Here is a 23555-nt window from a genome sequence, read left to right as displayed (position 1 = left end):
GCCGCCCACGAGCCGACCCGCAGAGCCCCGGACTCCGCGTCGCCTCAGCGTTCGCCGGGCGTGACCAGCCCCGACTCGTACGCGAAGATGACCGCCTGGGCGCGGTCGCGCAGCCCCAACTTGGCCAGTACGCGCCCGATATGACTCTTCACGGTCTGTTCGGCGAGGATCAGCGCGTCCGCGATCTCCTGGTTGGAGAGACCGCGGGCGATCAGGCTCAGCACCTCCGTCTCCCGCGGGGTGAGGCCGTTGAGCCGCAGCGCGGCGCCGTCCTTGCGGGGCGCCGGGCCCTGGCGCGCGAAATCCGCGATCAGCCGACGGGTCACGGACGGCGCGAGCAGGGCCTCACCCGCGGCGACGATCCGGACCGCCGCGATGAGATCGGCGGGCGGGGCGTCCTTGAGGAGAAAGCCCGAGGCGCCGGCGCGCAGCGCCTCGTAGACGTAGTCGTCGACGTCGAACGTGGTCAGCATCAGCACCTTCGGGCGGTGGGTTGTGCCCGGTGGCGGGGAGAGCAGCTGCCGCGCCGCCTCCAGGCCGTCCATCTGCGGCATCCGCACATCCATCAGCACCACGTCCGGGTGCGTCCGGCGGCTCAGCTCGACGCCCTGGGCGCCGTCCGGGGCGTCACCGACCACGTCGATGTCGCTCTGCGCGGCGAGCAGCGCGGCGAAGCCTGCCCGCACCATGGCCTGGTCATCGACGATGATCACTCGTGTGGTCATGGGGAGTCGGGGTCCTTGTCGATCGGAAGGGGCAGGAGCAGCGGGAGTTGGGCGGAGATCATGAAGCCGCCGTCGGGCAGCGGGCCGGTGCTCAGGGAGCCCTTCACCAGCCGCACCCGCTCGCGCATCCCCACGAGGCCGTGCCCGGTGCCGGAGGCCTCCCAGGCGGTGGACGGGGTCGGCGGCGGGCCGTTGAGGATCAGCACCGTCAGCACGGTGCCGTCCGAGGAGCGCGTCACCGACACCCTCGTCCGCGCCCCGGGAGCGTGCCGCACCACGTTGGCCAGGGCTTCCTGCACGATGCGGTAGGCCGAGAGCGCCACCGCGGGCTCCGGCGCCACCGGCTCGTCGGGAAGCGTCAACTCGACCGGCACACCGGCCCGTACGGTGGCCTCGACCAGCCGCGGCAGCTCCTCCAGACCTGGCTGCGGAGCCTTCTCCGGGCCCGCGTCCCGCTCCGCCTCCGCGCTGCGCAACACCCCCAGCAGCCGCCGCATCTCCGTCAGCGACTCCCGGGCCGTCGTCGCGATGGCGGCGAACTCCTCCTGCGCCCGCGGGGGTATGCCCTCGATGCGGTACGGCGCGCTGTCGGCCTGAACGGTGATCACCGACATGTGGTGGGCGACCACGTCGTGCAGCTCACGGGCGATCCGGGCCCGCTCCTCCAGCAGGGTGCGGCGGGCCCGCTCCGCCTCGCTGATGGTCTCCTGCTCCCGCAACTTCCGCCGGGCGTCGCCGCGTTCCCGCACCACGAGGCCGATCAGCAGCAACACGCCTGCCAGCAGGAACAGCAGCATCCAGGTGTTGTCGCTGCCGCGGGGGGTCAGCGGCTCCAGGAGGACGCCCACCACTCCTGTCGTCGCCCAGACCGCGGCCAGGGTGCGGCGGCTCTCCCGCTGGGACAGCGGCACCATCAGCGCGAGATAGCCGATGATCGCCGTCGGCGGCCAGGGCCAGGGCTGCGTCTGCGCGGACCCGGAGAGCAGCGCCGCGCACAGCACGTCGGAACCGAAGATCACCCACCACGCCGGCAGCGGCCGGACCACCGCCATCAGCAACGGAATCGTCTGCGTCACCCCCAGGAGCCCGGCCCAGGCGCCGTCCATGCCGTAGCTCTCCCTCAGGTTGTGCACGGCGACCGGCATCAGCACGAGGGTGAGGAGGACGGCGAGGACGTACGGGAGGCGGCGGACCCAGGCGCTGCGGGCCGAGTCGAGCAGCGGTGCGCCGGGCCGGTCCCCCAGCCCGATGAGCGTGGCCAGGTGCCGGCGGGCCGCGTGCAGGGCGGGCTCCGGGGGCGGCGGGTGCGCCGCGCCGGTGCCGGTCGGAGGAGGGGAAGGATCTCGGATCATCGCGCAGTCAATGTAAGCGGACGGCGATGATCCGAACGTCATACCGAAGTGCGGGGCCGCACCCCTACCACGGTATGACCCACGGCCGTTCGGGGCGCGGCCGTTCGGGCCGCGGCCGTGAGCAGCGGCTACAGCTCGGCGAGGAGTTCGGCCTTCTTCGCGCTGAACTCGCCGTCCGTCAGCAGCCCGGCGCCGTGCAGCTCGCCGAGCTGACGGATCCGGTCGGCGATCTCGGCCGGATTCCGTCCGGTGTCCCCGGCCCGCCGCACCGGCGCGCACGCCGTCGGCTCCGGCTCGGACTGCGCCGTCCGCACCGCCGCCAACACCGCCGCGGCGAACGGCAACGACTCGTGGACGGGCCCGTATCCGAGGCCGAAGACCACGGCGGCGGGGTCCTGGTCGGCCTCCCCGGGCGCGCCGTCCCGGGCGGTGCGCTCCAGGAGCCGCAGATGGCCGGTGACCAGCTCCGGCGAGCGCCACTCCACCCCGCTCAACTCGCCGACGCCGAAGCTCTGGTCGCCGCTCATCCACTTCGCGGACGACGCACCCGTCCAGAACCAGCGGAACGTCACCGCGCTGCCGTCGAACGACGCCTTCCCGTCGTACGCCTTGAAGTGCAGCGGGCCCTCGGGCGGCGCGACCAGATGACGGTCGGCGGGCTCCCCGGCGCCCGGGCCCAGCAGCGAGCGCAGCTCGTCGGCGAAGCGCGCCGCCGGGCTCTCGTGCTCGGCGGGCAGCACCAGGCGGTACGGATCGGCGTCCTCCTTGAGCTGCCCGGCGGCCGCCTCCATCAGGGGATCGGCGCCCGGCCTGGGCACGGCGTGCAGCACGACGGTGCCGCGTCTGCCCTGGGACAGCTCGACGGCGCTCAGCGCCTCGTACGGAATGCGTCGCTCGCCGAGCGCCTGGAACAGCTTCGGCCTGCGGATCCCCCGTTCGAAGCGGATGAGTACGGAGTCCGTTCCGAACTCCCAGACGGCGTGAAAACCGGCCAGCACATCACCCATGCGGCTCATCGTATGCGGCGGTTGCCCGCCCGTCCCCCTTATGGACACCTTGTACCTTCCGCGAACGACGGCTCCCGGACCGCCGCGGCGGATCAGGCGAGCCCGGCGTCGCAGCCGGTGTCGTCGGCCGCGCAGCGCACGTCCGCGAGCGCGCCCACGCCGATCTTCGCGAAATTGCGCAGGCTCTCCGTGCCGGGCGTGAAGTACCCGGCGTGGCCGGCGGCGCCGGCGGCCGACAGCAGCCGGCTGCCGAACGCCGGGTCGACCGGGTCGGGCCCGTGGCCCAGCCCGCCGACCTCCAGGTACGGCACGTCCTGGATCCAGTCGTCGGAGTCGCGCATGGCCCAGAGGCGGGCCCGGGTGTCGAGCGCCGTCTTGTTGGCCGCGCGCATGCCGGGGCTGCCCGCCACCGCGATGTCGTGCACGTTCGACGGCAGATCGCGCGCGGCCAGACCGCAGACCACCGAGCCGTAGCTGTGGCAGAACAGCGCGACGCTGTCGGCCGAGGGCAGCGCCCGGGCCAGCGCCCGCAGGCGGACGGCGCCCGCCTGGGCGAGCTGCCCGGTGGCGGCCTCCACCCCGAGACCGGCCGGGGCGGTGTAGTCGGCCCAGGCGATCACGGCGGTCCTGGCGCTCGGTCGAACGGCCCGCTCGGCGCCGTAGAGCGCATCGGCCATGCCCACGGGGGCGCTGGTGGCGCGGGTGGTGCGTTCGAAGTTCGTCAGGTTGGTGTCCACGCCGGGGACGATCACGGAGACCCGGCGGGCCGTGTCGAGGTCGCCGAAGACCTCCGCGGCGCGCCCGCCGCCCGCCGGGTCGAACGCCAGGATCTGGCGGCCCTTGGCCGTCATCGACTCGAAGCGGTGCATCAGCCGGCCCGCGTCCTGACGGCCGACGGGCGTGAGGCGGCGGTCGGTGGAGCGCCGCTCCTCGATGGCGCGGGCCTGGTCGAGCGCGATGTGGTTGGCGCGGTAGCGCAGCTTCACGGGCGCGCCGTTCATATTGCCGACGACCAGCGGATACCGGTCGGCGAGCGCCTGGCGACCGGCGCGGTCCAGGCCGGCGAAGAAGGCGCGCAGCCGGGACGGCGCGGCGTCCGGGTCGGGCAGCCGGTCACCGCGGAAGGTGGCGTGCCGCCAGTCGGCCTTCGCGGTGGCCAGCGGGTTGGCGTCGTCCTGGTGGCCGCCTCCGATCGCGGTCCACCCGGTGAGGGTGAGCATCACGAACACCACCGCCAGGGCGAGTGCCGCACGCCAGGCGGAGGACTGCGGGAATCCGAAGGAACCGAAGGAGGGGCCGAGCCCAGAGAAAGAAGTCACCGCGGGCCACCCTAGGAGACGCGGCAGCGTGCCTGCTCCACGGGTGAGTCATGTCACGTTTCACGACGGGTAATTCGAACAAACCGGACGCGGTCGGCCGGTGTATCCGCGCTCAGGGGTGCGGCGCCGCACTCATCGGAAGGGGTGCGTCACGCCTCGCCGATCCCGGGTGACGGTGCGTTCTCGCTGCTCGGCCCGTACGCCTCCCGGCGCGCGGGCGGACCCCGCGCACCGGGAGCGCGTCACCCCCGCGCCGTGTGCCAGTCGTCGTCGAGTGCGGGCCCGATGTGATCGAGGTACGAGCGGGTCAGCTCGCGGATCGACGTCACGGTGAAGTCGTCGCCCTCGCTCCACGCCTTCCCCGCGGCGCGCATCACGCCGTTGAACGCCCCGACGAGCACCCGGGGGCGCGGGTCGCGGTCCACGTCGAGCCCCTCCCGCCGGGCGAGCATCCGGGCGACCTCCTCCTCCAGGCCGCAGGAGCGCTGCATGTGGGCGGCGAGCAGCGCGGGCGTCGACTCGATCATTTGGTAGACGCGCATGTGCAGCTCCACCGGGATGATCGGCTCGATCGAGGCGGCGACGTCGTCCCAGGCGGCCATCACCGAACTGTGCAGCGCGGTCAGCGGCGCCTCATCGGCGGGCCGGCGGCGCAGCTCCTCCAGGAAGCGCGCCTCGACCATCTCCTGGGCGGCGAAGGTGACCTCTTCCTTGTTGCTGAAGTACCGGAAGAAGGTGCGCTGCGAGACGTCGACGGCGGCGGCGATCTCGTCCACGGTCGTCGCCTCGTAGCCCTGTGCCGTGAACAGCTCCAGCGCGGCGCGTATCAGGGCGTCGCGGGTGCGTTGCTTCTTGCGGGCGCGCAGTCCGCACAGGGATTCGCGCGGCGTCGACGGGGTCATGCTGCGCCGCCTTTCCGTGGTGTTCTCGCTGCTCAGGATAGCTGTGAGCGAAATGACAGTTACCGACTCATGAATTGCTTTGTCAACTGTCAGTGGCTGACATTAATGTCTCCGAGTATGAGTTCCCAGACCCCGGTGGCCCAGAGCGCGCCGGAACTTCCCGTACCGGAGCCCCGTAGCAAGGGGTTGCGCGGCCATCCGTGGCTGACTCTCTTCTCCGTCGCGATCGGCGTCATGATGGTCGCCCTCGACGGCACGATCGTGGCGATCGCCAACCCGGCCATCAAGCAGGATCTGAACGCCTCGCTGGCCGATGTGCAGTGGATCACCAACGGCTACATGCTCGCGCTGGCCATCGCGCTGATCACCGCCGGAAAGCTCGGTGACCGCTTCGGCCACCGCCAGACGTTCCTGATAGGCATCGTCGGCTTCGCCGCCGCCTCCGGGGCCATCGGCTTCTCCAAGGAAGTCACCTTCGTCATCATCTTCCGCGTGCTCCAGGGACTGTTCGGCGCCCTGCTGATGCCCGCGGCGCTCGGTCTGCTGCGCGCGACCTTCCCCGCCGAGAAGCTCAACATGGCGATCGGCATCTGGGGCATGGTCATCGGCGCCTCCACCGCCGGTGGCCCGATCGTCGGCGGTCTGCTCGTCGAGCACGTCAGCTGGCAGTCGGTGTTCTTCATCAACGTCCCGGTGGGCGTGCTGGCGCTCGTCCTGGGCCTGGTGATCCTCAAGGACCACCGTGCGGCGAACGCCCCGCGGTCGTTCGACATACCCGGCATCGCGCTGCTCTCCGGCGCGATGTTCTGCCTCATATGGCCGCTGATCAAGGCGTCCGAGTGGGGCTGGGGCTCCCTGCAGACCTGGGGCTTCCTGATCGGCTCCGTGGTGCTCTTCGCGCTCTTCGCCTTCCTGGAGACGAAGGTGCGCGAGCCGCTCATCCCGCTGCGGATGTTCCGCTCCGTGCCGCTCACCGCGGGCACGGTCCTGATGGTCCTGATGGCCTTCGCGTTCATGGGCGGCCTGTTCTTCGTGACGTTCTACCTCCAGAACGTCCACGGCATGAGCCCGGTCGACAGCGGTCTGCACCTCCTGCCGCTCACCGGCATGATGATCGTCGGCTCGCCGCTGGCCGGCGCCCTGATCACCAAGCTCGGCCCGCGTATCCCGCTGGTCGGCGGCATGGTGCTGACCGCCGTCGCGATGTACGGCATGTCCGGTCTGGACACCGCCACCGGCACGGTGTCGATGTCGATCTGGTTCGCCCTGCTCGGTCTGGGTCTCGCCCCGGTCATGGTCGGCGCCACCGAGGTCATCGTCGGCAACGCCCCGCTGGAGCTGTCCGGCGTGGCCGGCGGTCTCCAGCAGGCCGCGATGCAGGTCGGCGGCAGCCTCGGCACCGCGGTCCTGGGCGCGGTGATGGCGTCCCGCGTGGAGAGCGACCTGCCGGGCAACTGGAAGGCCGCGGGGCTGCCCCCGGTCGACTCGAAGCAGCTGTCGCAGGCGTCCGACGCGGTCTCGGCGGGCTTCGCGCCGGTGCCGCCGAACACCCCGCCGGTGATCGGCCAGAAGATCGTCGCGGTCGCCCACGAGACCTTCATCTCCGGCATGGGCCTCGCCTTCACCGTCGCCTGCGGCGTCGCCGTGGTCGCCGCCGTGGTCGCGCTGTTCACCAAGCGCGGTGCGAACGCGGAGGCGGGCGCGGGCGTCGGCCACATCTGAGCCACCCGCATCCCTGACGGCGCGCGGCCGGACCGGTCATCCCCGGTCCGGCCGTGCGCCGTCGCGCTGCCCGGACGGGCACGGACGTGCACGGACAGGCTCGGACAGCGCCGCTCCGGCCCGTATCTGTCTCCGCGCCGCCCGGCCGGCGCCCGCCCCCCGCGTAGCCCGGCCTGCGACCGCCCCCGCGCTGCCCGGCCTGCCCCTGCCCCCGCGCCGCCCGGCCCCGTCGCCACCGCCGCCCCACGCGCATTCCCCTGCCCTACGCGTCAACTCCCCGCCGTACGCGCCCCTTCGGCCGCAGGCGCCGATCCCTTGCCCCGTCCGGCCCCGGCCCGCGCGCCGTTTCGCTCCTTCGGGTGAGTCCCGCACGGGAACTGCCCGCGGCGGCCGCCGCATGACCGGTCGGGAAGCGCCTTGGCGCAGGCGGGAGGAACGGTTTCCGCGGCGCCGCACGGCCGCCGGCGGGGCGTCAACCTGGCGCCCCAAAGCTTGGCCCCGAGCCCTACGCTCCGTCCACATCGCCCCACCGGGTGGTCCTGCCGCCGAGGCCTTGGCAGCCGCCCCGGCCGACGCCGAAGCTCGGCAGTGAACCCGCCGCGGGCAACCGGCCGGCGGCGGACCCATCGCCGTATTCACGGGGGAGATTCCTGATGCGTACCTACCGCAGCACCGCGCTCGTCACCGGCCTCGCCGCGCTGGCCGCCACCCTCACCGCGCCCACCGTCCTCGCCGCCCCGGCCGCCCACGCGGCGCCCGGCGCCCGGAGCGCCACCGCCGGCGACTGCTCCAAGGGGCAGCTCTGCGTCTGGCCCGACGCGGAGTTCGGCGGCAAGCGGCGGACCTTCGAGCTGGCCGACACCGACATCGACAGCTGCATCCCGCTGCCCAAGAACACCACGGCCGCCTCGCTCGCCAACCGCACCGGCCGCCCGGTCACCACGTACCAGAGCGCCGCATGCGCCGAGACCGGCGAGTTCGACACCTACCCGGGCGGCGGCAGCTGGGTGCCCAGCTCGCCCTACCGCTTCCGGGCCGTGAAGATCTGGGAGCGCTGATCGCCGATGGTCCGCGCACCGGACACGGCCGTGCCCGGAAACGCGCCGCGCCCCCGACCGGCGGACCGGTCGGGGGCGCGGCAGGGGCCGTGCGGCGGCTCAGGCGTCGCCGCCCGCCTCACCGGCGTCGGCGGCCGTGACGTCCAGCAGCTCGTAACGGTCGATGGCCTGCTTCAGCAGCGAGCGGTCGACCTTGCCCTCCTTCGCCAGCTCGGTCAGCACGCCGAGCACGATCGACTGCGCGTCGATGTGGAAGAAGCGGCGGGCGGCGCCGCGGGTGTCCGCGAAGCCGAAGCCGTCGGCGCCCAGCGACTGGTACGCACCGGGCACCCAGCGCGCGATCTGGTCCGGCACCGAGCGCATCCAGTCCGACACCGCGACCTTCGGGCCGGGCGCGTCCGCCAGCTTGCGGGTGACGTACGGGACCTGCTGCTCCTCCTCGGGGTGGAGCAGGTTGTGGCGCTCGACCTCGACGGCCTCGCGGCGCAGCTCGTTCCAGGAGGTCGCCGACCAGACGTCCGCCTTGACGTTCCACTCGTCCGCCAGGATCCGCTGGGCCTCCTCGGCCCACGGCACCGCGACACCCGAGGCGAGGATCTGGGCCGCGTGCTCGCCCTTCTCCCCGGCCTTGACCCGGTGCAGACCCTTGAGGATGCCCTCGACGTCCACGTCGGACGGCTCGGCCGGGTGCTGGATCGGCTCGTTGTAGACGGTCAGGTAGTAGAAGACGTCCTCGGAGTTCTCGCCGTACATCCGGCGCAGACCGTCCTTGACGATGTGCGCGATCTCGTAGCCGTACGCCGGGTCGTAGGCGACGCACGCCGGGTTGGTCGAGGCCAGCAGCTGGGAGTGGCCGTCGGCGTGCTGGAGGCCCTCGCCGGTCAGCGTCGTACGGCCGGCGGTCGCGCCGAGCACGAAACCGCGCGCCAGCTGGTCGGCCATCTGCCAGAACTGGTCGCCGGTCCGCTGGAAACCGAACATCGAGTAGAAGACGTAGACCGGGATCAGCGGCTCGCCGTGGGTGGCGTAGGCGGAGCCCGCGGCGATCAGCGAGGCGGTGCAGCCGGCCTCGGTGATGCCGTCGTGCAGCATCTGGCCGGTCGGCGACTCCTTGTAGGCCAGCAGCAGTTCGCGGTCGACCGACTCGTAGATCTGGCCCAGCGGGTTGTAGATCTTCGCCGACGGGAAGAACGCGTCCATGCCGAAGGTGCGGTACTCGTCGGGCGCGATCGGCACGAAGCGCTTGCCGATCTCCTTGTCCCGCATGAGGTCCTTCAGCACCCGGACGAACGCCATGGTCGTGGCGATCTTCTGCTGGCCGGAGCCCTTCTTGGCGCCGGCGTACGCCTTCTCGTCCGGCAGCGGCAGCGGCTTGGCGCGCACGACGCGGGTCGGCACATAGCCGCCCAGCGCCTTGCGGCGGTCGTGCATGTACTGGATCTCTTCGGAGTCGCGGCCCGGGTGGTAGTACGGCGGCAGGCCGTCCTCCAGGTCCTTGTCCGGGATCGGCAGCCGCAGCCGGTCGCGGAAGCCCTTGAGGTCCTCGACCGTGAGCTTCTTCATCTGGTGGGTCGCGTTGCGGCCCTCGAAGTTCGGGCCGAGCGTCCAGCCCTTGACCGTCTGCGCGAGGATCACCGTCGGCTGGCCCTTGTGCGCCTTGGCCGCCGCGTACGCCGCGTAGATCTTCTTGTGGTCGTGACCACCGCGTCCCAGGTGCAGGATCTGGTCGTCGGTCATGTTCTCGACCATGGCGCGCAGCCGGTGGTCGCCGCCGAAGAAGTGCTCACGGATGTACGCGCCGGTCTCGGTGGCGTACGTCTGGAACTGACCGTCGGGCGTGGTGTTGAGCTTGTTGACCAGGATGCCGTCGCGGTCCTGCGCCAGCAGCGGGTCCCAGCTGCGGTCCCAGACCAGCTTGATGACGTTCCAGCCGGCGCCGCGGAACTGCGACTCCAGCTCCTGCATGATCTTGCCGTTGCCGCGGACCGGGCCGTCCAGGCGCTGCAGGTTGCAGTTGACGACGAAGGTGAGGTTGTCCAGCCCCTCGCGCGCGGCGATGGAGAGCTGACCCAGCGACTCCGGCTCGTCCATCTCGCCGTCGCCCAGGAACGCCCAGACGTGGCTGTCGGAGGTGTCGGCGATGCCGCGCGCCTCCATGTAGCGGTTCATCCGCGCCTGGTAGATCGCGCCGAGCGGGCCCAGGCCCATCGAGACGGTCGGGAACTCCCAGAAGTCCGGCATCAGCCGCGGGTGCGGGTAGCTGGACAGACCGTTGGGGGCTTTGGACTTCTCCTGGCGGAACGCGTCCAGCTGGGCGTTGGAGAGCCGGTCGAGCAGATACGCGCGGGCGTACACGCCGGGGGAGGCGTGGCCCTGGAAGAAGATCTGGTCGCCGCCCCTGCCGTCGTCCTTGCCCCGGAAGAAGTGGTTGAAGCCCACGTCGTACAGGGAGGCGGAGGAGGCGAACGTGGCGATGTGACCACCGACGCCGATACCGGGGCGCTGCGCCCGGGAGACCATCACGGCCGCGTTCCACCGGGTCGCGTTCAGGACCTTGCGCTCGATCTCCTCGTTGCCGGGGAAGAACGGCTCGTCCTTGGTGGCGATGGTGTTGACGTAGTCCGTGCTGCGCATCTCGGGCACGGCCACGCGCTTCTCGCGGGCACGCTCGATCAGTCGAAGCATGAGGTAGCGAGCTCGTTCCCGGCCTCGCTCATCGACGGCTGCGTCGAGCGAGTCGAGCCATTCCTGGGTCTCTTCGGGATCGAAGTCCGGGACCTGGCTGGGAAGGCCGCCAATGATGATCGGGTTTCGATCGGATCCGGAAGCCACGCTGTTCCTTCGTGTTCGGGTCATGTCGTGCTCTGCACGCGATAGCTGCTGCGCACGCGGTCGGATGGTGTCTCTCTGTGGTGTCTGTCGGTGGTCGCGCCGCCTTCCATCGTGTACCGCGGCATCGGGATACGTCATCTCTACCGAGTGGTAACCCCAGGCGGGGAGCCGATGGCGGCGCGGGTCGTGGTGACAGGTCGGCCAAATCGCAACCATACGCCCATGTCGACAGAGGGTGACGTACTGAGGTACGGAATCCGCATGGGTGTCCAGGAGGCGGGTAGAACGTCTAGGTGGGATCGTCACGACTGTCCACACCGCAAACCCGGCAGATCGTCGTGAGGTGCATCACTTCGGCCTGTTTGGATGGGGTCGCAGTTGCGGCGAGACGCCGCCAATCGTCACCGTTTAGGCGGTCTCCGCGGCCGGGTACTTGCGCGATCCGTCCCGCCCGTGTGGACTACGCCCAATGCTCCGCGCACGCGCGGAGCGTTCCAGAGCATTTCCGAAACATGACAGGAGGCAATCCGTGAGCGCGACCGCGGACCACGCGGAGGAGCGGACCAACCCGGCGACAAAGCTGGGGTTCGAGCCCGGACAGGTGGTCCAGGAGATCGGCTACGACGACGACGTCGAGCAGGAGCTCCGCGAAGGCATCGAGGCCATCATCGGCCAGGAACTCGAGGACGAGGATTACGACGACGTCGCCGATGTCGTCCTCCTGTGGTTCCGGGACGACGACGGCGACCTCACGGACGCGCTGGTGGACGCCATCGGTCTGATCGATGAGGGCGGCCAGATCTGGCTGCTGACGCCCAAGACAGGTCGCGACGGCTACATCGAGCCGAGCGACATCAATGAGGCCGCGCAGACCTCGGGGCTGTCCCAGACCCGGAGCATCAACGCGGGCAAGGACTGGACGGGCAGCCGCCTGATCTCGCCCAAGCGCTGAGCCGGCCTCGGCATTCGCCACCGAGCCCCCTCCGGATCCGTCCGGAGGGGGCTCGGAGCTGTCCGGGGACGGCCTCCGGCGCGCGCGGGCGGGCGCGTAGGGTTGGGCCGATATCTGTTGAACGTGAGCGAAGGGATGCACCCCATGGCGATCGAGGTCGGCACGAAGGCTCCGGATTTCGAGCTGAAGAACCAGCACGGCGAGCTGGTCACGCTCTCCCAGTTCCGTGGTGAGAAGGCCGTCGTCCTCCTCTTCTACCCCTTCGCCTTCACCGGCGTCTGCACCGGCGAGCTGTGCGCGCTCCGCGACGAGCTGCCCAAGTTCGTCAACGACGACGTCCAGCTGCTGGCCGTCTCCAACGACTCCCCGTTCTCGCTGCGCGTCTTCGCCGAGCAGGAGGGCCTGGAGTACCCGCTGCTGTCGGACTTCTGGCCGCACGGTGAGGCGTCGCGCGCCTACGGCGTCTTCGACGAGGAGAAGGGCTGCGCGGTGCGCGGCACCTTCGTCATCGACAAGGAGGGCGTGGTGCGCTGGTCGGTCGTCAACGGCCTGCCCGACGCCCGCGACCTGAACGAGTACGTCAAGGCGCTCGCCGCCCTCTGAGCGACGCCGTGGGTGGCGCCGGTTCCCGCCGCAGCCGACATTCGCCGGTGATATCTGCGATCGGCGGGAACCGGTCACTAGGATCGATTCGTTGATCCGATGCCATGCACGATGGGGGCGCAAAAAATCTTGACGTACCCCTCGAACCTATGGGAGGACTCGTGGGAGTCAGCCTCAGCAAGGGCGGCAACGTCTCGCTGACGAAGGAAGCCCCCAATCTCACCGCCGTGCTCGTCGGCCTGGGCTGGGACGCGCGTACCACCACCGGTACGGACTTCGACCTGGACGCCAGCGCTCTGCTGACGAACGACCAGGGCAAGGTGGACAGCGACCAGAACTTCGTGTTCTTCAACAACCTGAAGAGCCCCGACGGTTCGGTCGAGCACACCGGTGACAACACCACCGGTGAGGGCGAGGGCGACGACGAGGCCATCAAGGTCAACCTCGCCGGTGTCCCCGCCGATGTCGCCAAGATCGTCTTCCCGGTGTCGATCTACGACGCCGAGACCCGCCAGCAGAGCTTCGGCCAGGTCCGCAACGCGTACATCCGCGTCGTCAACCAGGCCGACGGCAACGAGCTGGCGCGCTACGACCTCAGCGAGGACGCCTCGACCGAGACCGCCATGGTCTTCGGTGAGCTGTACCGCAACGGCGCCGAGTGGAAGTTCCGCGCCATCGGCCAGGGGTACGCCTCCGGGCTGCGCGGCATCGCGCAGGACTTCGGCGTCAACGTCTGACCGCTCGCGGACCCGCGCCCTGGGGGCGTGCGGTCCGCGACACCGTTCGACCACGTGCGGCGCCGTACGCCCCGTAAGGGGGTGCGGCGCCGCACGCGCGCAACAGGGGCGGCGGCCCGGAGTGCGCCGCGGCCCGCCACGACACCGGGGAGGATCCGAACACCATGAGCGTCACACTCGCCAAGGGAGGCAATGTCTCCCTGTCCAAGGCCGCGCCGGACCTCACGCAGATCATGGTCGGTCTGGGCTGGGACGCCCGGTCCACCACAGGCGCCCCCTTCGATCTCGACGCCAGCGCGCTGCTGTGCGCCGGCGGCCGGGTGCTGGGCGACGAGTACTTCGTCTTCTACAACAACCTCAAGAGCCCCGAGGGCTCCGTCGAACACACCGGCGACAACCTCACCGGTGAGGGCGAAGGCGACGACGAGTCGATCCTGGTCGACCTGACCGGCGTGCCCGAAGGGGTCGACAAGATCGTCTTTCCGGTGTCGATCCATGAGGCGGATCTGCGCGGCCAGAGCTTCGGCCAGGTCAGCAACGCATTCATCCGCATCGTGAATCAGGCCGACGGCAGCGAACTCGCCCGTTACGACCTGAGCGAGGACGCCTCCGCCGAAACGGCGATGATCTTCGGTGAGGTCTATCGCTACCACGGCGAATGGAAGTTCCGGGCGGTCGGGCAGGGGTACGCGTCCGGTCTGCGGGGCATCGCTCTAGACTTCGGGGTCAACGTTTCGTAAAGGCGCCACGCCGTGTATACGGGGGCCCGCAGAGCTAGGGAAATGGGTAGGCAGTGCTCCTGAAAACCTTTGGCTGGTCGTTCGCCATCACGGTGGTCGGCCTCGCCGTGGCCGGCGTTTTCTGGGGGTGGCAGGGCCTCGCGATCGTCGGGATCCTCTCCATCCTGGAGATTTCGCTCTCGTTCGACAACGCGGTCATCAATGCGGGCATCCTGCGCAAGATGAACGCCTTCTGGCAGAAGATCTTCCTGACCTTCGGCATTCTGATCGCGGTCTTCGGTATGCGGCTGGTGTTCCCGGTCGTCATCGTGGCGATCACCGCGAAACTCGGGCCGATCGAGGCGGTCAATCTCGCCATCAGCGACAAGGCCCATTACCAGGAGCTGGTCACCGCCGCCCATCCGGCCATCGCGGCCTTCGGCGGCGTCTTCCTGTTGATGATCTTCCTCGACTTCCTTTTCGAGGAGCGGGACCACAAGTGGCTCGCCTGGATCGAGAAGCCGATGGCCCGCCTCGGCAAGCTCGACACCCTCTCCGTGATCGTCGCGCTGGTCGTGCTGCTGGTGGCCGCGATGACGGTCGCCACCGACGTCGCGCACGGCGGCGGTGACAAGACCGCCACGGTCCTGCTCTCCGGTGTCGCCGGTCTGATCACCTACCTCGTCGTCGGCGGTATCTCCGGGTACTTCGAGGACAAGCTGGAGGACGACGAGGACGACGAGGAGGAGGGCACGGCGCCCGCGAAGAAGGGCACCGGCGCCGCCGTGGGCCTGGCCGGCAAGGCCGCGTTCTTCATGTTCCTCTACCTTGAGGTCATCGACGCGTCGTTCTCCTTCGACGGCGTGATCGGCGCGTTCGCCATCACCAACGACATCTTCATGATGGCGCTGGGTCTGGGCATCGGCGCGATGTACATCAGGTCGCTGACGGTCTTCCTGGTCCGCAAGGGCACCCTCGACGACTACGTCTACCTGGAGCACGGCGCGCACTACGCGATCGGCGCGCTCGCCCTCATCCTGATCGCCACCATCAAGTACGAGATCCCCGAGGTCGTCACCGGTCTCATCGGCATCGTGCTGATCGGCCTGTCCTTCTGGTCCTCGCTGGTGAAGAACCGCCGCGAGGCCGGGTCCGGCGACGGCGCCGAGCCGAAGGCCGAAGTATCCTCCGGCGTGTGACGCCGGCCTGATTGAGGAACGCTCTCAGCGGGGCGGCCACGGGGTGCGGACCTCGGGCCGCCCCGTTGTCATCGGTCCGAGCAGTGGGGTGGGCAAGTGTCGTTCCTCGGGAACTTCTGGCGCGGTGGCGCGCCGGCGTTCGACAACGGCGGCGGGTCGTACGTCGTCGAGCTGACGAAGCGGAAACCGGTGGTCTCGCTCAGCAAGCAGGGCGCGGACCACGGCCATATGCGGGTCAATCTGCACTGGCAGATGCGGACCACGGATCTGGGGGAGCGGAACACCCGGAGCCTGCGCTCCATGTTGCGGCACCCGAGCCGGATCTTCACACCCGAGGTGGTGCAGTCGCAGGGCCCGGCGGTCGTCCAGATCGACCTCGACCTGGCCTGCATGTACGAGCTGAAGGACGGCACCAAGGGCGTGGTGCAGCCGCTGGGCGACTTCCTGGGTGAGCTGAATTCCCCGCCGTATGTGCAGCTCAGCGGCGACGACCGGTTCGGTTCGGGGTCCGGCGAGACGCTGTACATCAACCTGGACCAGAGCGATGAGATCAAGCGGCTGCTGATCTTCGTCTACATCTACGACGGCACGCCCGCCTTCGACCGTACGCACGCGGTGGTCACGCTCTTCCCGACCACCGGGCCGCGGGTGGAGATCCCGCTCAACGAGCGGGCACCGCAGGCCCGGTCCTGCGCGATCTTCACGCTGGAGAACACCAAGGGCGAGCTGACGGTGCGCCGCGAGGTGAAGTACGTCTACGGCTTCCAGGCGGAGCTGGACCGGCTCTACGGCTGGGGGCTCCAGTGGGGCCGGGGCTACAAGTCGAAGGCGTGAGCCCCGGCCCGGCCGGCCGCCGCGCCGGGCCCGTCCGCCGTCCGCCGCGCCCCGGCGCGCGCCTGTGCCGTGGAGCGGCCCGCTCCGTGGCGCCGCGCTCTCAGCGGCGCTGGAACTGCGGCCCCTGCGGCGGCAGGACGAACGTCGGCTCCGGCGCGGGCGGCTGCTGCGGGTAGCCGTAGGCCGGGGGCTGCTGCGGATAGCCGTACGCGGGCTGCGGCTGGTAGGGCGGCGGGCCCGGCTGCTGGTGCGGCGGCGGGCCCGGGTAGCCGTAGGCGGGCTGGGCCGGGGGCTGGGCCGGGGGCTGGGCGGGCGGCGGCGGGACGTGCTGCGGATAGCCGTAGCCGCCGGTCGCCGGGGAGCTCTGCGGCGGGGCGAGGGGGAAGGCGTCGGGGAGCTGGGCCGGATCCGGGACGTGCTGGGTCGCGGCGTCGGGGTCGGACGCGGGGCGGCCGTCGCCCGCTCCGCCGCCCGCCGCGGCGATCGGCGGGGCGGCCGCCTCCTCGGGCCAGGCGGAGGGCGGCGGGACCACCGGGGCGTCGGCGCCGACCGCCGCCGGCGGGCCGTCCGGAAGCGGCGGGGCGGTGGGCTGCGGCGCCGGTGCGGCGGACGGCTCGGGGGTGTGGCCCTCGGCGTCCTCCTCGACCGCGATGCCGAACTCCGTGGCCAGGCCGAGCAGTCCGCTGTCGTACCCCTGGCCCAGGGCGCGGAACTTCCAGCCGCCGGCGCGCCGGTACAGCTCGCCGCAGATCAGGGCCGTCTCGTCGCCGGTGTCGGGCGCGATGTCGAAGAGCAGCAGCGGTTCGCCGTCGCCGCCCGCCGCGTCGTACAGCAGGACCCGCAGGTCCGGCACGCCGCCGAAGGTGCCGCCGTCGGCGGAGGCGGTGAGGACGACGCGGTCGACGGAGGCGTCGAGGGTGGTGAGGTCCGCCTCCAGGCTGTCGGTCAGGCTCTCGCCGACCTGGGTCTTGGCCAGGTGACGGACGCCGCAGCCGGGGTGCTGCGGCTGGTTGTAGAAGACGAAGTCCTCGTCGGAGCGCACGCGTCCGTCGGGCCCGACCAGCAGCGCCGAGGCATCGACGTCCGGGACGCCCGCGCCGGGTGTCCACCGCAGGACGGCGCGTACGGCCGTGGTGTCCACGGGTACGTTCGACCCTTTCAGCATGGCGTGCGTCATAGCGCAATCCTGCCTTCCCCGGGGCCGGGCGGACAACGCGGGGCCCGGACCGGTGGGTGCGCGGGACGGGCGTACCGGGGCGATTTCCCGCCCGAGGGAACTTTCCGTCACCCCTCGCACGTACGATTATCGGCTGGATCCAGAGGTCATGACGCAGCGGGTATGCCCGGTTCGCGCCTGTATACGGGGAGTTGTATGCGGCATTTTGGGCATCTTGGGCCCGACATCCGGAAGAAGTTGTTCCATCGGGAGCCGGTGGAGTTCACCGCCGCCTCGCCCGCCCGCACCCTCGCGACCGCGCTCGGCGCCACGCTCTACAGTCCCGCCACCCGGCCCCGGCTCGCCGACGACATCCGCAAGCAGACCGGGCGCGGCGTCGTCTCGATGGTCCTCTGCCTGGAGGACTCCATCAGCGACGCCGAGGTGGTGGCCGGGGAGGACAACCTCGTCCGGCAGTTCGCGCTGCTCGACGCGGCGGCCGAGGACGGCGCCGACCTCCCCCTCCTCTTCATCCGCGTCCGCACCCCCGAGCAGATAGCCGACCTCGCACGGCGGATGGGGCCCGCGGTGCGCCGCCTCTCCGGCTTCGTGGTGCCGAAGTTCACCGCCGAGCGCGGCGCCGCGTTCCTGGAGACGCTGCGCGCCACCGAAACCGCCTGCGGACAGCGGCTCTTCGCGATGCCGGTGCTGGAGTCCCCGCAACTGCTCCACCTGGAGAGCCGCCGGGCGACGCTCGCCGGCATCGCCGCGACCGTCGACGCCCACCGCGACCGCGTCCTCGCCCTGCGCCTGGGCGTCACCGACTTCTGCTCCGCCTACGGACTGCGCCGCGCGCCCGACATGACCGCCTACGACGTCCAGATCGTCGCCTCCGTCATCGCCGACGTGGTCAATGTGCTGGGCCGGGCCGACGGCAGCGGGTTCACCGTGACCGGGCCGGTGTGGGAGTACTTCCGGCTGCACGAGCGGATGTTCAAACCGCAGCTGCGCCAGAGCCCGTTCCAGGGCCGCGCCGAGGAGCTGCGGGCGGCGCTGATCGAGCACGACATGGACGGACTGCTGCGCGAGATCGAACTCGACCGCGCCAACGGCCTGCTGGGCAAGACCTGCATCCACCCCTCGCACGTCGCACCGGTGCACGCCCTCTCCGTCGTCAGCCACGAGGAGTTCAGCGACGCCGCCGACATCCTGCGGCCCGAGCGCGGCGACGGCGGCGTCCTGCGCTCGGCGTACACCAACAAGATGAACGAGGTGAAGCCGCACCGCGCCTGGGCGGAGCGCACGCTGCTGCGCGCCGAGGCGTTCGGGGTGGCCCGCGAGGGCGTCGGCTTCGTGGAACTGCTCACCGCGAGCGTGCCGCGGGACTGACCGCGGCGGACGACGGGCGGCACGGCCGCCCCGCGGGCCCGGCACGGCGCCCGCACCCACCAAGATGTCGACGGAGGAGAAGAAGCGCGTGGTGTGGACGGGAGAATGGGTCGCCCGGCGGCTCGGGGTCTCGCTGAGCGGCGGGGACCAGCTGCCCGGGCTGCTGGGGCTGGCGCTGCGGCGCAACCCCAAACGGGCCCATCTGCTCGTGTCGCATGTGCTCGGCAAGCATGTGCCGCAGCGGCCCGGTGTGGTGCACGGCGTCGGCGTCGGGCTCGGCCGCCGGGTCCGCGCGCTGCTCGGTGACGACGCGGCGGCCCGCGCGGTGGTCCTCGGCTACGCCGAGACGGCCACCGGACTCGGCCACTCCGTCGCCGACGGGCTGGGCCTCGCGCCGTATCTGCACTCCACCCGCCGTCCGGTGGCGGGCGTCGCCCCCGCCGGCGGCTTCGAGGAGGAGCACTCCCACGCCACCTCCCATCTGCTGCTGCCCGAGGACCCGGCGCTGCTCGCGGGCGACGGCCCGCTGGTCCTCGTCGACGACGAGTTCTCCACCGGCCGCACGGTCTTGAACACCATCAAGGCGCTGCACGCCCGCTTCCCCCGGCAGCGGTACGTCGTCGTCGCCCTCGTCGACATGCGCTCCGAGGGCGACCGCCGCCACCTGGAGAAGTTCGCCGCCGACCTGGGCGCCCGCGTCGACCTCCTCGCGCTCGCCGCCGGCGGCGTACGGCTGCCCGCCGACGTCCTGCGGCGCGGTCAGGAGCTGGTCGCCGCCCACGACACCCCGGACGAAGCGCCGCCCGCCGAGGCGCGGAACGCCGCCGTCCGGGTCGATCTGGCCTGGCCGGACGGGCTGCCGGACGGCGGCCGCCACGGCTTCACCCCCGCCCACCGCGCCCGGCTCGACGCGGCGCTGCCCGCCATGGCCGACCGGCTCCGCGACCACCTCGCGGGCGCCCGCCGCGTCCTCGTCCTCGGCAACGAGGAGCTGATGTACGCACCGCTGCGGCTGGCCCACGCCCTCGACGCGCGGCTCGGCGCCCCCGGCGGCTTCGGCGCGCTGGACGCCGAGCGCGCCGCCGAGACGTGGGCCGCGGGCGGCGCCGGCGCGGACGACGGCCCCGCGGTGTTCTTCTCCACCACCACCCGCTCCCCGGTCCTCGCCGTCGACGACCCCGGCTACGCCCTCCGCACCCGCCTCACCTTCCCCGCCCACGACACCCCGGCCGACGGCCCCGGCCCGCGCCACGCCTACAACGTCGCCCCCGGCGCCGACCCGGCCCGCCGCTTCGATGCGATCGTCGCCGTCGTCGACTCGCCCGGCGACACCCCCGGACTCCACGCCCCCGGCGGCCTGCTGGACCGCCTCGCCGCCCACACCGACCGGCTGCTCCTCGCGGTCGTCCCCGCCCACACCCCGCGGCCCGCCGAAGACGCCGAGGGCACCGCACCGCACCGACAGGCCCCGCCCATGCCCCTGCCCGAGCCGCTGCGCGGCCCCGCGTTCTCCTCGTACGCCCCCGAGGAGGTCGGCTGGCTGCTCCAGGACCTGTCCGAGGTGACGCTGGAGGCGCCGACTGAGGAGCGCGAGGAGGCCATCCAGAGCGGCGGCGCGCACTACGCGGAGTCGCTGCCCGTCGAGTACCAGCCCTCCGAGCGCTACCAGGCGCTCTTCCACACCGCGCTGGAGACCTCCGCCGCCCGGATCGCCCGCGCCGTCGGCGCCGTCACCGAGACCGTCCTCGCCGAACTCCCGCGCCGCCGCGGCCGCCCGGCGGGAGTGCCGCCCCGGCCGGTGCTGGTCTCGCTGGCCCGCGCCGGCACCCCCGTCGGCGTGCTGATGCGCCGCTGGGCACAGCACGCGCACGGCCTGGACCTGCCGCACTACGCCGTCTCCATCGTCCGCGGCCGCGGCATCGACACCACCGCCCTGCGCTGGCTCGCCGCCCACCACGACCCGGCCGAGGTCGTCTTCGTCGACGGCTGGACGGGCAAGGGCGCCATCACCCGCGAACTCACCGCCGCCCTCGCGGAGTTCCCCGGATTCGACCCGCGCATCGCGGTCCTCGCCGACCCGGGCGGCTGCGTCGACACCTACGGCACCCGCGACGACTTCCTCATCCCGTCCGCCTGCCTCAACTCCACCGTCTCCGGCCTGATATCCCGCACCGTCCTGCGCGACGACCTGGTGGGCCCGGACGACTTCCACGGCGCGAAGTTCTACCGCGAACTGGCCGGCGCCGACCTCTCCGGCACCTTCCTCGACGCGGTCACCGCCCGCTTCGCCGAGGTCGAAGGCGCCGTCGCCGCCGACGCCGCCCGCCTGGCCGCCGAGGACCGCCGCCCCACCTGGGAGGGGTGGGCCGCCGTCGAGCGGATCAGCGAGGAGTACGGCATCGACGACATCAACCTCGTCAAGCCCGGCGTGGGGGAGACCACCCGGGTGCTGCTGCGCCGGGTGCCCTGGAAGATCCTCGCCCGCAGCGGCGCCGGACCCGACCTCGACCACGTCCGCCTGCTCGCCGAGGAACGCGGCGTCCCCGTCGAGGAGGTCGGCGAACTCCCCTACGCCTGCGTCGGGCTGATCCACCCCCGCTACACCCGCGGGGCGACCGGCGCCGACGGACGGACGGTGGCCTGATGACGCACACCCTCGTCGCCAGCGACCTCGACCGCACCCTGATCTACTCGGCGGCGGCCATGGACCTCACCATGCCGGACGCCGAGGCGCCCCGGCTGCTCTGCGTCGAGGTCTACGAGAAACGGCCGCTCTCCTTCCTGACGGAGACCGCGGCGGCGCTGCTCACCGACCTCGCCACCCGGGCGCTCTTCGTCCCGGCCACCACCCGCACCCGCGAGCAGTACCTGCGCATCCATCTGCCCGGCCCGCCGCCGCGGTTCGCGGTCTGCGCCAACGGCGGCCATCTGCTGGTGGACGGCGTGGCGGACCGCGACTGGCAGCGCACCGTCGCCGCCCGCCTCGCCGAGGGCTGCGCCCCGCTCGACGAGGTCCACACCCATCTGGTCCGCGCCGCCGACCCCGCCTGGCTGCTCCGGGAGCGGACCGCCGAGGACCTCTTCGCCTATCTCGTCGTGGAGCGGGCGCTGCTGCCCGACGGCTGGATCGAGGAGCTGACCGCCTGGGCGGACGCCCGCGGCTGGTCCGTCTCGCTCCAGGGCCGCAAGGTCTACGCGGTGCCGAAGCCGCTGACCAAGAGCGCGGCGGTCGCGGAGGTCCGCCGCCGCACCGGCGCCACCGAGGTCCTCTCCGCGGGCGACTCCCTGCTCGACGCCGACCTCCTCCTCGCCGCGGACCGCGCCTGGCGCCCCGGCCACGGCGAACTGGCCGCCACCGGCTGGGACGCCCCGCACGTCACCGCCCTGCCCGAACGCGGCGCCGCCGCGGGCGAACGCATCCTCCGCGCCTTCCACGAGGCGGTACGGGAGGGGGACGGGGCCCTGGGCACGCCCGTGTGACGGTGCGGCCCGGCGCCGGGGAGCGGTTTCGGGCCGGGTGCATCCGAGCAGGTCAGAGGCAGATACGGTAGGAGGTGAAGACCTCCGGGCGTGGTGTGTTCCTGGACAGCTCCATCACACCGGGGGTCTTCTTCCGTACCCGCTTCCGCACCCGCGTCCCGGGAGCCGCGACGGGCGGGGGGCTCAGCCGCAGCAGCCGCCCCCGCAGCAGCCGCCGCCCCCGCCGCCGGCGGGCGCGGGCGCCGGGGCGGAACCGGCGACGGCGACGGTCGAGAGCAGCTTGACGGTGTCCTCGTGCCCGACCGGACAGACGGCGGGCGCGGCGGACTCGGCCATCGGCCGGCTCAGCTCGAAGGTGGAATCACAGGGACGGCACCGGTACTCGTAACGAGGCATGGCGACAGATTAGCCGCGGGCCCCCGGCCAGGCTTCTCCGCGCCGTCCCGCGCTGTGGCCTGCGGTGTTCCACAGTGCTCCGCAGTGCTCCGTACCGTTCCCGTCCCGCCCGGTACGGGTACGCCGCTCGCCCGGCACGGGAACGCCGCCGGGTGGGCACCCGGCGGCGTCAGGTCGTCCGGGCCGGTGGCGGTCAGGCCCCGGTCCGTCCGGTGTCCGGTTCCTCGCCCTTGCGCAGCTGGTCCAGCGCCGCCTGCCGGGCGGCCGTCGGGCCGGGGGCGGGCGTCGGCCGTTGAGTCGCCTCGGGGTGGCGGGCGCGCCAGTACGGGTTGTCGTGCGACAGTCCGCCGCTGACCCGCCCGTACATGCCGAAGATCGCCAGCAGCAGCCCGACCACGAAGCTGAACAGCACGTTCGGGATCTTGAACGCGAGGAAGTTCGCGCCGGTGTCCAGCAGCGCCAGGTTCACGAAACCGCTCAGCAGGAACAGCACGCCCAGCACGGTGTTGAGCGTCGAGGCGAAGTTGCCGCCGATGACCATCCCGCCGAAGAGCACCACGCCCACGACGATCGACAGCACGCTCAGCGCGCCGTTGGTGTTCAGCCCGGCGACCGTCGCGCCACCGGTGTCGAAGAACCCGATCTTGTCGAACAGCCCGAGAATGCCGAACGCGAGCAGGATCAGCCCCATCACCCCCGCGCCGATCCGGTAGACCTTGCTGAGCCGGTGGTCGACCGGCAGATGCTCGTCGAGCCGCGTGTGACGCAGCTTGCCCCCGCGGAACAGATTCCTGGGCCCGTGCAGACCGTGCGGTCCGACCCTGATGGTTCCGGTGGCCCCGGTGCCAGCCATCTCCGCCTCCCTCGCGCAGTACGTGCCGCCTGGGCTTGTGCTGCTTCCCAGCATCCGCCAGTGCGTTGCGTCACGCCAACGCACCGCAGCGGGGGACGGGACGGGGGCCATGGGGTAGGGGCGGGGCTCGGGGGTGTCCGGGCTGGTGGGGAGGGGTGAGTCTTGGGCCCCGGGGGACTCGGCCGCGCCGGGCCCGAAGGCACACCGCTCCCTGCCGACCAGGCCCGCCTCAGCCCCGCCGGCTCCCCGCAGCCGGGCGGACCCGGCCGCGCCGGGTCCGAAGGCACAGCGCCCCGCCGCCCGCCGGCTCCCTGCCCCCC

20 protein-coding genes are annotated in these 23555 nt (G+C 71.9%); 11 read left to right on the top strand and 9 right to left on the bottom strand.

The genetic code is table 11. The features are described 5' to 3' along the window. Nucleotides 1-44: 44 nt before the first annotated feature. The 5 genes from ABT345_RS02735 to ABT345_RS02715 form a co-directional block, all read right to left on the bottom strand. Nucleotides 45-725 (bottom strand): response regulator, encoded by a 681-nt coding sequence (locus tag ABT345_RS02735; protein ID WP_345083804.1) that lies wholly within the window; start codon nucleotides 723-725, stop codon nucleotides 45-47. Continuing rightward, nucleotides 722-2077 (bottom strand): sensor histidine kinase, encoded by a 1356-nt coding sequence (locus tag ABT345_RS02730; RefSeq protein ID WP_345083802.1) that lies wholly within the window; start codon nucleotides 2075-2077, stop codon nucleotides 722-724. The genes ABT345_RS02735 and ABT345_RS02730 overlap by 4 nt, the downstream gene beginning before the upstream one ends. A 128-nt stretch (nucleotides 2078-2205) precedes the next feature. Further along, nucleotides 2206-3084 (bottom strand): DUF4429 domain-containing protein, encoded by an 879-nt coding sequence (locus ABT345_RS02725; RefSeq protein WP_345083800.1) that lies wholly within the window; start codon nucleotides 3082-3084, stop codon nucleotides 2206-2208. A 92-nt stretch (nucleotides 3085-3176) separates the two neighbouring features. Continuing rightward, entirely contained in the window at nucleotides 3177-4403 is a 1227-nt protein-coding gene (locus tag ABT345_RS02720) for an alpha/beta hydrolase (protein WP_345083798.1), read from the bottom strand. A gap of 242 nt (nucleotides 4404-4645) precedes the next feature. Then, complete coding sequence (locus ABT345_RS02715; protein ID WP_345083796.1) at nucleotides 4646-5305, bottom strand: TetR family transcriptional regulator; 660 nt, start codon at nucleotides 5303-5305, stop codon at nucleotides 4646-4648. A 117-nt stretch (nucleotides 5306-5422) separates the two neighbouring features. Between ABT345_RS02715 and ABT345_RS02710 the strand changes: the two genes are divergently transcribed. Beyond that, nucleotides 5423-7027: an MFS transporter gene (locus tag ABT345_RS02710; RefSeq protein ID WP_345083794.1), complete on the top strand. Its 1605-nt coding sequence runs from the start codon at nucleotides 5423-5425 to the stop codon at nucleotides 7025-7027. 653 nt (nucleotides 7028-7680) lie between these two features. Further along, nucleotides 7681-8085 carry a peptidase inhibitor family I36 protein gene (locus tag ABT345_RS02705; protein WP_345083792.1) on the top strand — a complete coding sequence of 135 codons (405 nt, stop codon included), beginning with the start codon at nucleotides 7681-7683 and terminating at the stop codon, nucleotides 8083-8085. A 99-nt stretch (nucleotides 8086-8184) separates the two neighbouring features. Here the strand turns inward: ABT345_RS02705 and aceE are convergent, their stop codons facing one another. Next, nucleotides 8185-10917, bottom strand: a complete 2733-nt coding sequence (gene aceE, locus ABT345_RS02700; protein WP_345083790.1) for a pyruvate dehydrogenase (acetyl-transferring), homodimeric type — start codon at nucleotides 10915-10917, stop codon at nucleotides 8185-8187. A gap of 529 nt (nucleotides 10918-11446) precedes the next feature. Here aceE and ABT345_RS02695 point away from each other — a divergent pair. From ABT345_RS02695 to ABT345_RS02670, 6 genes are all read left to right on the top strand, one after another. Further along, complete coding sequence (locus ABT345_RS02695) at nucleotides 11447-11869, top strand: DUF3052 domain-containing protein (RefSeq protein ID WP_274915884.1); 423 nt, start codon at nucleotides 11447-11449, stop codon at nucleotides 11867-11869. A 144-nt stretch (nucleotides 11870-12013) separates the two neighbouring features. Next, on the top strand, nucleotides 12014-12472 hold the full coding sequence (locus ABT345_RS02690; RefSeq protein ID WP_345083787.1) for a peroxiredoxin: 459 nt from the start codon (nucleotides 12014-12016) through the stop codon (nucleotides 12470-12472). A 161-nt stretch (nucleotides 12473-12633) separates the two neighbouring features. Then, nucleotides 12634-13209, top strand: a complete 576-nt coding sequence (locus tag ABT345_RS02685) for a TerD family protein (protein WP_345083785.1) — start codon at nucleotides 12634-12636, stop codon at nucleotides 13207-13209. A gap of 164 nt (nucleotides 13210-13373) precedes the next feature. Further along, a complete protein-coding gene (locus ABT345_RS02680; RefSeq protein ID WP_345083783.1) occupies nucleotides 13374-13949 on the top strand; it encodes a TerD family protein in 576 nt (191 codons plus the stop codon). 53 nt (nucleotides 13950-14002) lie between these two features. Next, the gene (locus ABT345_RS02675) at nucleotides 14003-15127 is read left to right on the top strand and encodes a DUF475 domain-containing protein (RefSeq protein ID WP_345083781.1); all 1125 of its coding nucleotides are present in this window, start codon (nucleotides 14003-14005) and stop codon (nucleotides 15125-15127) included. Nucleotides 15128-15223: 96 nt separating this feature from the next. Next, complete coding sequence (locus tag ABT345_RS02670) at nucleotides 15224-15961, top strand: TerD family protein (protein WP_345083779.1); 738 nt, start codon at nucleotides 15224-15226, stop codon at nucleotides 15959-15961. A gap of 100 nt (nucleotides 15962-16061) precedes the next feature. Here the strand turns inward: ABT345_RS02670 and ABT345_RS02665 are convergent, their stop codons facing one another. Beyond that, complete coding sequence (locus tag ABT345_RS02665; protein ID WP_345083777.1) at nucleotides 16062-17138, bottom strand: TerD family protein; 1077 nt, start codon at nucleotides 17136-17138, stop codon at nucleotides 16062-16064. A 195-nt stretch (nucleotides 17139-17333) separates the two neighbouring features. On the opposite strand from ABT345_RS02665, the gene ABT345_RS02660 reads away from it, so the two are divergent. The 3 genes from ABT345_RS02660 to ABT345_RS02650 all read left to right on the top strand — a co-directional run bounded on the left by ABT345_RS02660 (nucleotide 17334) and on the right by ABT345_RS02650 (nucleotide 21986). Then, on the top strand, nucleotides 17334-18506 hold the full coding sequence (locus ABT345_RS02660; protein ID WP_345083775.1) for an HpcH/HpaI aldolase/citrate lyase family protein: 1173 nt from the start codon (nucleotides 17334-17336) through the stop codon (nucleotides 18504-18506). 64 nt (nucleotides 18507-18570) lie between these two features. Continuing rightward, nucleotides 18571-21150: a phosphoribosyltransferase gene (locus ABT345_RS02655; protein WP_345083773.1), complete on the top strand. Its 2580-nt coding sequence runs from the start codon at nucleotides 18571-18573 to the stop codon at nucleotides 21148-21150. Then, entirely contained in the window at nucleotides 21150-21986 is an 837-nt protein-coding gene (locus tag ABT345_RS02650; protein ID WP_345083771.1) for an HAD family hydrolase, read from the top strand. Before ABT345_RS02655 ends, ABT345_RS02650 begins: the two co-directional genes overlap by 1 nt. A gap of 183 nt (nucleotides 21987-22169) precedes the next feature. Here the strand turns inward: ABT345_RS02650 and ABT345_RS02645 are convergent, their stop codons facing one another. Both ABT345_RS02645 and ABT345_RS02640 read right to left on the bottom strand, forming a co-directional pair. Continuing rightward, entirely contained in the window at nucleotides 22170-22382 is a 213-nt protein-coding gene (locus ABT345_RS02645; RefSeq protein ID WP_345083769.1) for an FmdB family zinc ribbon protein, read from the bottom strand. Between the two features lie 193 nt (nucleotides 22383-22575). After that, complete coding sequence (locus ABT345_RS02640) at nucleotides 22576-23235, bottom strand: DUF4383 domain-containing protein (RefSeq protein WP_345083767.1); 660 nt, start codon at nucleotides 23233-23235, stop codon at nucleotides 22576-22578. Nucleotides 23236-23555: the final 320 nt, after the last annotated feature.

The organism is Streptomyces sp. NPDC000404, assembly GCF_040300365.1.
GTDB classification, from domain to species: Bacteria; Actinomycetota; Actinomycetes; order Streptomycetales; family Streptomycetaceae; genus Streptomyces; species Streptomyces ramulosus.
This window is presented reverse-complemented; position numbering and strand designations above follow the sequence as displayed.